9 protein-coding genes are annotated in these 9,201 nt (G+C 34.6%); 6 read left to right on the top strand and 3 right to left on the bottom strand.

Annotated features, from left to right (window positions below):
- Together ABZC96_RS05915 and ABZC96_RS05920 are read left to right on the top strand one after the other, a co-directional pair.
- The coding region (locus ABZC96_RS05915; RefSeq protein ID WP_373029760.1) for a hypothetical protein at nucleotides 1–827 on the top strand (827 nt) is incomplete at its 5' end.
- 4 nt (nucleotides 828–831) lie between these two features.
- Nucleotides 832–1,701, top strand: coding sequence for a radical SAM/SPASM domain-containing protein (locus ABZC96_RS05920; protein ID WP_373029761.1), 870 nt, complete (start codon nucleotides 832–834; stop codon nucleotides 1,699–1,701).
- Between the two features lie 216 nt (nucleotides 1,702–1,917).
- Here ABZC96_RS05920 and ABZC96_RS05925 read toward each other — a convergent pair whose 3' ends face one another.
- The 3 genes from ABZC96_RS05925 to ABZC96_RS05935 all read right to left on the bottom strand — a co-directional run bounded on the left by ABZC96_RS05925 (nucleotide 1,918) and on the right by ABZC96_RS05935 (nucleotide 3,898).
- Nucleotides 1,918–2,472 (bottom strand): YSC84-related protein, encoded by a 555-nt coding sequence (locus ABZC96_RS05925; protein WP_373029762.1) that lies wholly within the window; start codon nucleotides 2,470–2,472, stop codon nucleotides 1,918–1,920.
- A gap of 131 nt (nucleotides 2,473–2,603) precedes the next feature.
- A complete protein-coding gene (locus tag ABZC96_RS05930) occupies nucleotides 2,604–3,158 on the bottom strand; it encodes a YSC84-related protein (protein ID WP_373029764.1) in 555 nt (184 codons plus the stop codon).
- Nucleotides 3,159–3,346: 188 nt separating this feature from the next.
- The gene (locus ABZC96_RS05935) at nucleotides 3,347–3,898 is read right to left on the bottom strand and encodes a YSC84-related protein (RefSeq protein ID WP_373029765.1); all 552 of its coding nucleotides are present in this window, start codon (nucleotides 3,896–3,898) and stop codon (nucleotides 3,347–3,349) included.
- Between the two features lie 66 nt (nucleotides 3,899–3,964).
- Between ABZC96_RS05935 and ABZC96_RS05940 the strand changes: the two genes are divergently transcribed.
- From ABZC96_RS05940 to ABZC96_RS05955, 4 genes are all read left to right on the top strand, one after another.
- Nucleotides 3,965–4,249: a hypothetical protein gene (locus ABZC96_RS05940; RefSeq protein ID WP_373029767.1), complete on the top strand. Its 285-nt coding sequence runs from the start codon at nucleotides 3,965–3,967 to the stop codon at nucleotides 4,247–4,249.
- Between the two features lie 7 nt (nucleotides 4,250–4,256).
- Nucleotides 4,257–5,171 (top strand): histone deacetylase, encoded by a 915-nt coding sequence (locus tag ABZC96_RS05945; RefSeq protein ID WP_373029768.1) that lies wholly within the window; start codon nucleotides 4,257–4,259, stop codon nucleotides 5,169–5,171.
- 70 nt (nucleotides 5,172–5,241) lie between these two features.
- On the top strand, nucleotides 5,242–6,852 hold the full coding sequence (locus tag ABZC96_RS05950; protein ID WP_373029770.1) for an efflux RND transporter permease subunit: 1,611 nt from the start codon (nucleotides 5,242–5,244) through the stop codon (nucleotides 6,850–6,852).
- Nucleotides 6,852–9,201 (top strand): efflux RND transporter permease subunit (locus ABZC96_RS05955; protein ID WP_373029772.1); only part of this gene is annotated, 2,350 nt, incomplete at its 3' end. The genes ABZC96_RS05950 and ABZC96_RS05955, both read left to right, overlap by 1 nt.

Genomic DNA, 9,201 nt, shown 5'->3' on the forward strand with positions numbered 1-9,201 from the left:
TGACTACGGGTGCAATCAAACATAAACAACATGTAAAAAGATTGGAAAAACATACAAAAGATACAGTGATTACTGCCGATTATGAAAATGAGCAACTCTTAGAGCGTAAAAAAAGTTTAAGTGATATGAGTGTTTATGATGAAACAGCTTCATTGATCAAGAAAGGTCAGGAAAAAGTTGCTGGTGTACTTTGTGATGTTTGGGAAGGACATGGTGTAAAAAAATGCATCTATAAAAATATCGTTCTTAAGTTAGAATCTCATATTTTAGATGTGTCATATGTTAGAGAAGCGACAAAAGTAGTTTTCGATATTAACACATCTTCTGAAAAGTGTGAAGTTCCTGATTATCCTATACAGGAGTTTGCACTCTTTAGGGACGATATACAAACAAAGAATGCTTACAGGGCAGAAAACTTTTGTAAAATATTAAAAGATGCGACGTTTGATGTTGATGAACAGAATGTAAGTGATAGTAGCAGAGACTTAACAGATAAAGAGAGAATAGAATTTATCAATCATATCGCTAAAGATATTTATAAGAAACAAAAAGAACTTTTACCAGAATTGCTACAATCTCTAAAAGAAACACGTGCTTGCCTGCAAACAGGAGAGGATCCCTTTACTGCCAATCAATGTATTGAACATTTTAGTCAAATGAAAGAACAGTTAGGTACAAAAGAAGATGACTATATTATACTTTGGGATGAAAAAAGGAAAAATATACTACTTGATAAAATAGAAGATGACCTTATATATTTACAATCACGTATGCCATGTGTAAATCGTTCACAAAACATTACCGACCTTTCTGCTTGTATGAAATAGACTTGTGAAATTTTATCGTATTTACATAGAGCTTACTAATGTGTGTGGTCTCTCTTGCAGTTTTTGTCCTACAAAAGAATTACCCTCTAAAGAAATGGATCTTGATTTCTTTGAATCTGTCGTTAAGCAAGCTAAAGTCTATACCAATGAGATAGCATGTCATGTTGTAGGTGATCCTCTCACACTTTCAAACCTTAGTGACTATTTAGATATTCTACATAAGCATGGGCTTAAAGCGATGTTAACAACCAGTGGGTACTTCTTAAAAAAGCACTCTTATGATACACTTTTTCATCCTTGTGTAAAACAAATAAATATCTCACTCAACAGTTTTAATAAAAATGATACCTCAATCACCTTTGAGCAATATATTAATCCAGTACTTGCATTATGTCAAGCAAAGTTGGCAAGAGAAGAAGATCTGTTTATTAATTTACGTGTATGGAATTTAGATGAAATGATGAGTGAACGTACATTTAATGAAACATTGTTTGAAAAGATTTCTTCTACTTTTGATACTAAGCTTAATCTAGAAAATATTTACGATGAGAGACCAAAATCTATACGTTTGGCATCAAAAGTACTTGTACATTTCGATAACTACTTTGAATGGCCTTCTCTTAACAATAAGAACTATGGAGACGGCACATGCCAGGGGTTACAATCACATGTGGCCATCTTAGCAAGCGGAAAGGTAGTACCTTGCTGTTTGGATTGTGATGGCATTATAGAACTTGGAGACTTGCATGAATATACGCTAAACGAGATTTTAACTTCTAATCGTGCGGTAAATATGTTAGAGGGATTTAAAGAGGGAAAAGCGATAGAAGAACTTTGTCAGAAATGTTCTTATAAAGATAGATTTAATACGTAACTAGTTACGTGAGCCTTTTGCAGAGAACAAGCATTAAAATGCAGTGCATGTGAAGCACTAAATGCTGAATCGTAAAACTTAGCGTTCAGAAAAAAATTTAGTTTTTTTCTAAGTCATACTTTAGCATTGAAGCGTAAGCTATATAGGGCTTTGCCCTATATGCGGTCAAAAATAATCATTTTGCCAGAAGTGTTTTTATAAAGATCGATTTAACAATTAATCTATATCAGGTGTAATTCTTTCAAATCTTGTACCTTCAAATGAAAAGTTACCCATCATACCCTTAGAGTCAAATACAAAACCAACCATATTGGAACCAAAATCAACATCATCAGCCTCTTCTTCAGCATTATATTCAGCTACAGCAATGTTTACATCAAGCTCAGTTTCCCAATCATCATCACGCATAAAAGTATTAAGTGCATCATCTGTTGTTAAAGCTATGATCAAAGAATATTGTTGTGCTCCCATTTGCATACCCATTGATGCAGATGTGATACTGTAATACCCTTTAGTAACACCATTTACACGTAGTGCACCTTCACCATATTTACCACCAATAAAAAATCCTGCTTCTTTTACATCAGGAAAAACAACGTAACCCTTTGCATTGTCTAAAAACTTTTTACCACCATTTACTTCTTTATAAAACACCATGAGCGCTTCATTTGCATCATTATCGATTTCTTCTGCTGTATCTTCTGCTATAGATAGTGTACTAAATGCCATGAGCAGAGCCAATAGAAGGGATATAGATTTTAATAGTTTCATTACTTGTCCTTAATTTATTTGATTTATTATAACATAAAAAATGTATTAAAAATAGTATGGAAAAGATTTAAAAGGGCAAAGCTCAAAAGAGCTTTGCCTGAAGTTTTATATGTGGAGCTAGTAAATTTTAATTAGGGTTTAATTCTTTCAAATTTGGTGCCTTCCATAGTAAAGCTACCCATCATTCCTTTTGAATCAAATATAAAAGCAACCATATCATCATCAAAATCAACATCGTCAAGTTCTTCTTTAGAGTTCCACTCTGCTATGGCTATTTTACCATCGACATCTGTTTCCCACTCATCATCGTCTAGAAGAAGAAATTTATTGAGTGCTGCATCAGAAGTAAAGGCTATGATCATACTATAGACTTGTGCTCCCATTTGGAACCCAACAGATGCAGAGGTAATGCTGTAATATGCTTTAGTAGCATTACCTACACGCAGTGCACCCTCGCCATATTTACCGCCAACAAAAAATCCTACTTCTTTGATGTCTGGAATGACAAGATAAGCCTTTGCATGTTCCAAATATTTTTTGGAACCTTTGACTTCTTTGTAAAATGTTCTGAGTGCTTCATTTGCATCTTTGTCTATTTCACTTGCAGAGTTTAATGTTGCCATAGAGGATGTAGTAAATGCTAAAAGCATAACGAGCAGTAGAGGTAGAAACTTAAATATTTTCATCACTTGTCCTTAATTAAAGTTATTTATTATAACACAAAATAGAATTTAATCAAGTGTGATACATGTCGTAAGAAGAAAAAAATGATGAAGAGTGTAACTAGAAGTCTTTTTAAAGTGAATTGAAAAGATAATGTAAAAATTTGAATCTGTTTGATGGAGAGAGAACACCATCAAACATTATAAAAAATTTAATTAGGTACTATTCTTTGGAATTTTGTACCTTCGATACTTACACCTAACATTAAACCTTCTGCCCCATATATAAATGCAACAATAGGTTTTTCATAACTTATGGAAGTTATATCTTTATTTTTCCCCCAGTCTGATACTGTGATAGAACCATCTACACCAGCTTCCCATCCGTTACTTTTAATAAAGTTGTTTAAAGATGCCTCTGATATAAAGGCGATAAGGACAGAGTGCTCTTGAACACCGGCTTGGTATCCTATAGAAGCAGATGTCATACTGTAAAAGTGTTTTGTTGTGCCATTTACACGTAATGCACCTTCACCATATTCAGCACCAACGATAAATCCACCTTTGATAACGGAAGGAAAGACAAGATAACCTTTTACTTGGGAAAGGAATTTCGCTCCACCTGGAACTTCTTTTTCAAATTTTTTGATAGCGGTATCAACATCTGCATTGAGTTGATTAGCAGGTTTTGCTAATGAAAATTGAGTAAAAGCTAGAGAAATGAGAACCAATAACATCATTGGGTTAAGTTTTTTAGTGTACATAGTGTAATCCTTATGAAAATTGCAATATTATACCTTATAAAAGTAAATAAATCGTGTAGGATGATCATGGAAAAATTGAGTATTAAAGCATATGCATCAAGACATAAGTTGAGTATATTTAATGTTGTTAAAATGACTAAATCAGGTCAGCTACCAACAGAGTCAGTTACAGAGAATGGTAAAGATGTAGTGTATATCCTTATAGATGATGCTGTAGAGAATAAAGTGAAAAAGGGTATTGTTAAGGAAGGGAATAATGAACCTTACAGTCTTCGAAAAGAGAATGAACGACTGAAAAAAGAGATAGAAAAATTAAAAGAAGAGATAGCTGTACTTAAAAATAGAGTATAATAGTTGTATGAAAGTAGCATATATAACAGATGATGTTTATCTAAAGCATGATACTGGTGCAATGCATCCGGAATCTCCACAGCGACTTAGATCTATTAATAAAGCCATTGAACCTTTACATCAATCATTAATATTTAAATCTCCTATCAGTGTATCAGAGCGTATACTTGAACTGGTACATCCTTCTGGGCATATAGAAAAAATAAAAAATGCCAGTGAATATGGTCAAAGCATAGATTCAGATACTATTTGCAGTAGTGATTCATATGATGCAGCGATTATGGCTGTAGGAGCAGGGATTGTCGGTTTAGATGGTATAAAGTCTGGAGAGTTTGAAAGAGCTTTTTGTGCTGTCAGACCACCTGGACATCATGCGACACCTACACAAGCAATGGGGTTTTGTCTTTTCAATAATATTGCCATAGCTGCACGGTATGCACAAAGTATAGAGTATGAAAAAGTGATGATCATTGATTTTGATGTCCATCATGGTAACGGTACACAAGATACATTTTATGAAGATGACTCTGTATTTTATTTTTCTTCACATCAGGCTTATACATATCCTGGCACTGGTGCGGAGTCAGATAGAGGAGAGGGTAAAGGTGAAGGGTATACTGCAAACTTTTTAATGATGCCAGAAAGTACTGACAGTGAATTGCTTGATATTTATGAAAATGATTTACCTTCATGTGTTGACAGATTCAAACCCGATATTATTTTGGTGTCAGCAGGCTATGATTTACATGAAAGTGATCCTTTGGCTCAGCTCAATATAACTACTGAAGGTATAAGAAGAATGGTTAGACTCATATTGAACTGTTCAGAGGTTCCTTTTGTCTTTTTTTTAGAAGGCGGTTATAATGTAAATGCCTTGGGAGAGAATGTCAAAGTGACACTAAAAGAAATGATTATGGAATAGACTGCGAATTATTATATATTTTTTAATAAATACTACTTATATTTATGTATATAACTGATATACTTCATGCATGGAAGTGTATAAAATAAAAAATATTGCCGGACATCTCGCAAAAGGATTTTTAAGTAATCCTCTTACCCCTGTTATAGCTGTTGCTATTTTACTTTTAGGTTTTCTCTCTTTGGAAATTATGCCTAGAGAAGAAGATCCACAGATAGAAGTGAGTGGTGGCTCTATCATCGTTGCCATACCTGGTGCTACACCTAGTGAGATCACCAATGTCATCATTAAACCTCTGGAGAGGCGTATACGTGAGATCAAAGGTGTAGAGCATGTTTATGGCATGGCTATGAATAATGTAGGTATGATAAACGTACAGTATTTCATCGGTCAAAACAGAGAGGAGTCAAACCTCAAACTTTATGATAAAGTTATGCAAAACATGGATCAACTTCCCAAAGGTACCATGCCACCATTGGTTAAACCTTTTGATATCGATATCGATATACCTATACTGACTGTGGCATTTTATAAAGCAGGTAATAAAGAAATTGATACGATAAAGCTTTATAAGGTCATCCGAGAACTTCAACAAGATATTAATTCTCTAGATAACGTAGCAAAAACAACACTTAAAGGTGTGAAAAAACCACAGTTTAATATTTTGATAGATTTACATAAACTTTCTGCTTATAATATCTCCCTGGGGCAGGTGACACAAGCAGTTAAATCTATTTCTTCAAATGCACCTGAAATAGACACAAGAACTTCAGAAGGCAAGCTTATTGTATTTGGTGTACAAAATGCCTTGGATAATGTTGAAGATCTTAATGAACTGATCATTGCTCAATATCGGGGATCACCTATTTATTTGGAAAATATTGCAAAAGTCGAATATAACTACGATATCCAAAATTATGATTCAGCTTCCATAACTTACCAGGAAAATATGGGAGGAGAACCCGGACCAATCCTTTTTCGTGATGCTGGAGATCAGATCACTATGACTATTGCCAAACTGAAAGGAACAAACGCCGTAAACATTGCACAAAGAGCGATAGAAGAGATCCAAAAGTCTAAAGAAAAGTTGTTGAAAAATGGTGTTGGTTTTATTGTGACACGTAATTATGGTATACGGGCAAATGAAGCCGTAAATGAACTTGTACATCACTTGGAGATCACTATACTTATTATCGCATTGATACTGGTACCTTTCCTTGGTTGGAGAGAGTCATTAGTTGTGACTATTGCTGTACCAATGATACTTGCAACCACACTTTTTATCGCATTGATGACGGATCAGACGATCAATCGTATTACACTGTTTGCATTTCTTCTGAGTTTGGGACTGATTGTTGATGATGCGATCATTGTGATTGAGAATATACATAGAAGACTGCATCTGAAAGAGTCTGAAGAGCTTGAATTTGATGAGATCATCATACAGGCAACTGATGAGATAGGCCCTTCAACAAACATTGCGACTATTGCCATTATGCTTACCATGATACCTATGGGATTTGTTGGGGGTATGATGGGGCAATTTATGAAGCCAATTCCTCTAAATGTACCGGTAGCTCTTGGTATCTCACTGTTTGTTGCCTATGTATTTGCTCCATATTTCGCTCGTAAATTTATTAAGTTTGAAAGTCATTCAAAGACTGTTAAGGAAGAGAATTAATGGAAAAAATTGTCTATAAAATCATTAACAGTAAGCGTAATAAGTGGATAGTAACACTTATTGTTCTGTTTTCTATGGGTGCAGCGGTGATGATGATACCTACTAAACTGGTTCTTGCACGTATGTTACCTGGGAAAAGTGCTAACACTATGACTATCTATGTCGATACAGCAACAAATGCATCTATAAAAGAAACAGAGTCTGTTACAACATGTATCGTGAACTATCTTAAACAAGAAAAAGAGATCACAGATATGGAAGTATATCTGGGACAGGGAGCACCACTTGATTATGCAGGTCTAGTAAAAGGAAGTGCACTTAAACGCATGAAGAATCAGGCAGAGATAGTCCTTAATTTTACAAATAAAAATAATCGTGATGAACCTACTTATATGATGGCACATCGTCTACGACCTTTTATCCAAAGTGAATGTGGTAATATTGTTCCTCATACATCTATAAAATTTATAGAGATGCCTGCGGGACCTCCAACTTTGGCAACGATCGTTGTAGAACTCTATAATGCAAATGACAGTGCATTACGAAAAATGTCAGCTAAAGTCTCGAAAATACTTGAAGATACAGAGGGATTGGTTGATATAGATGTAATGCAGGATGATATTTATACGAAGTATAATCTAGTACCTGACAAGGAAAAGATCATATTGAGTGGACTCAATGTTGAACAGGTCAATCAAATCATTTACCTTGCATTTAAAGGGATGCCAATAGCTGAAAAAAATACAAAAAACCAGCAAGATCAAATCCCTATTTTTTTAAGGCTTAATGATGAAACACGTGTAGTCGAAAAAGGGACAGAAGCTTCTTTAATGAATAAACTTTTTTCATTAGAGCTTATGAATGATAAGGGGATGATGGTACCTATAAGTGAAGTAGTTGAAATAAAAAGTTCGGATTCAAGTCCTACAATCTTTAGAAAAAACCTTAAAAATATGGTTACGATCACTGCTGAATGTGATATGGTAAGTCAAGTCTATCCTCTACTTGAAGCCAGAGAAAAGATGCTAGAAGTACTTAAAGACGAATATAATATGAGTAAAGTACCCGGGATCAACACTTATATGTTCGACCTTATTGCAGTAGATAAAGAAACTGGTGATGAAGTACTTATACGTTGGGATGGTGAGATGAAAGTATCTCTTGATACATTCCGAGATCTAGGTGGTGCGTTTATTGCTGCATTGGTATTGATGTTTTTGTTGATGGTTGTATACTATAAATCTTTTGCTTTGAGCGGTATTGTTCTTATAGGAAGTTTTCTGTCTATTATAGGGGTTATTGTAGGGCATTGGATCACTGATAAGATATCACTTTATGCAGCAGATACACATTTCTTCCTCACTGCAACATCACTGATAGGTTTTATCTCACTTATGGGGATCAGTGCGAGAAGTTCCTTACTGCTCATAGATTTTTCAAAGTCCTTGATCGCTGAGGGGATGGAGAAGAAAAGAGCCATAGCTGTTGCAACAGCTACACGTGCAAAACCGATCATGCTTACTGCTATTGCGATCATTCTTGGAAGTTTATTGCTGGCAACAGACCCTATCTTTGGTGGATTGGGTATAGCACTCATCTTTGGAAGTATAGCAGCCACATTGGTCTCATTATACTTCATCCCTGTATTGATGGATAATGCGAGGGATTTGATGCCAGGTGGGTGTGAATCAGATGGTGAGAAAAAACCTGGTACGTGGTGTATTTTGACTGATAATATTAAATCGTTTTTCCCTGGGAAAAAAGAGAAAAAGAGTGATGTTGTAATGAAGCATCATGAAGATACTTTGCTGTACGAAGGATATGAGTGTGAAGAAGACAGCAGGACTACATGGTGTACTCTTATAGATAATGTTAAATCATATTTCCCTAGAAAAAAAGAGAATAAGGCTGATAAAGAACCAGTATTAACAGATAATATTGATACTCTTACACATACAGAAGATAAGACTGAAGAAACGCATAATGTATTCAAATTGAGTACCCTTATTGATACTATCAAGTCATTTATTCCAGAGAAAAGAGAAAGTAAAGATGAGAATAAGAGTATAGTCATATGGCAGACCATAACAGATAGTGTAAAATCACTGTTTAATCTAAAGAAAGATAAAAAAGATGATAAAACTGAAGATGCATATGAAAAAGCAGAAAAAGAACGTGATTTCATAAGCTTACTTAACTTGGGTAATAAACATCTTGAGAAAAAAGAGTTAGATGAAGCTATAGAGTCTTATGAACAAGCATTGAAGATAAAAGAAGATGAAGGTGCAAGATTTAAGTTAGAACTAGCCATGTTACAGAAGAAGAAAGCAGAAAAGAAACAAGAGCAAA

It is taken from the genome of Sulfurovum sp., assembly GCF_041551015.1.
Lineage (GTDB): Bacteria > Campylobacterota > Campylobacteria > Campylobacterales > Sulfurovaceae > Sulfurovum.